At 64.0% G+C, this 611-nt stretch carries 1 protein-coding gene; it reads left to right on the forward strand.

Annotated features, from left to right (window positions below; all coding sequences use genetic code 11):
• Positions 1–611 (forward strand): acyl-CoA dehydrogenase family protein (locus A5692_RS07770; RefSeq protein WP_197514390.1); only part of this gene is annotated, 611 nt, incomplete at both ends.

Genomic DNA, 611 nt, shown 5'->3' on the forward strand with positions numbered 1-611 from the left:
ATCGAGCATGGAACCGACGAGCAGAAGCAGCGCTACCTGGTCCCGCTGGTCAACGGCGATATCCGGGTCTGCTTTGCCATGACCGAAAGAGCCGCCGGCGCCGATGCCACCGGCATGCAGACCAGCGCGGTGCGCGAGGGCGATAATTGGATCCTCAACGGCGAGAAGTGGTACACCTCCGCCGCTTCCATCTCACAACTGGCATTGGTCATGGCGAAGACCGATCCCGACGCGCCGCGCCATCGCCAGTACACGACGTTTCTCGTCGAGTTGCCCAATCCTGGCTTCGAGATCATCCGCAACATTCCGGTTATGGGAGAGACCGACGTGCCGGCCTTCCACGGTGAGGTGACCATGGGTCACGCGGAAGTCCGCATCCGCGACCTAGTGGTCCCCGACGAGAACATTCTCGGCGGCCGTGGCGAGGGCTTTGCGATGGGGCAGCATCGGCTCGGATACGGCCGGCTCCGGCACGGGATGTGGAGCGTGGCCAAAGCTCAGGCAGCCTTGGATATGGCCACCGCACGTGCGTGCGAGCGTGTCACCTTCGGCAAGCGCGTCGCCGATCGGCAAGGCATCCAGTGGATGCTCGCCGATTGCGCCGAGAAGCT

The organism is Mycobacterium sp. E342 (genome assembly GCF_001667665.1).
Taxonomy (GTDB): domain Bacteria; phylum Actinomycetota; class Actinomycetes; order Mycobacteriales; family Mycobacteriaceae; genus Mycobacterium.